The organism is Microtetraspora sp. AC03309 (assembly GCF_020826795.1).
Lineage (GTDB): Bacteria > Actinomycetota > Actinomycetes > Streptosporangiales > Streptosporangiaceae > Microtetraspora > Microtetraspora glauca.
In genome coordinates this window covers 1-471 of the sequence record NZ_JADDIL010000487.1, presented here as the reverse complement: position 1 = coordinate 471, position 471 = coordinate 1, and the positions used below count along the sequence as shown (strand labels likewise).

Genomic DNA, 471 nt, shown 5'->3' with positions numbered 1-471 from the left:
GAACCGACCCCCGCGAACACGAGCGCAGCACCAACCGCGTTGTGCCCCAAGCCAACCGCGACGATCCCGATCACGGTGACGATCGCGAGGAACAGGTTGTAGAAGCCCTGGTTGAAAGCCAGCTCCTTGGTGGCCTGCGCCTCCTGCTCACTGATGCCGAACGTGGCGCGAGTACGCGCGGAGGTCCAGGTCAACGACTCCATCACGAAGATGTAGACATGCAGGGCCGCGGCGAGTGCGGCGAATACCAGACCGGCGATGACCATGAGGTCTATTCAAACAGCCCGGGCTGCCCCAGTCCGGTAACCGGCGGTTGCATACCCAGATGAGTCCACGCCAGTGGGGTGGCCACGCGACCGCGTGGCGTGCGAGCCACCATGCCGGCCCGCACCAGGAAGGGTTCGCACACCTCCTCGACGGTGGTGGCTTCCTCGCCCACTGCCACGGCCAGTGTCGACACCCCCACCGGAC

General features: G+C 65.8%; 2 protein-coding genes. Both read right to left on the bottom strand.

Annotated features, from left to right (window positions below; translation table 11 throughout):
* Positions 1-266: DUF1304 domain-containing protein (locus tag IMZ11_RS43985; RefSeq protein ID WP_228649679.1), on the bottom strand; the 266-nt coding region annotated here is incomplete at its 3' end.
* A 5-nt stretch (positions 267-271) separates the two neighbouring features.
* On the bottom strand, positions 272-471 hold a 200-nt coding region (locus IMZ11_RS43980; RefSeq protein WP_305075963.1), incomplete at its 5' end, for a Holliday junction DNA helicase RuvB C-terminal domain-containing protein.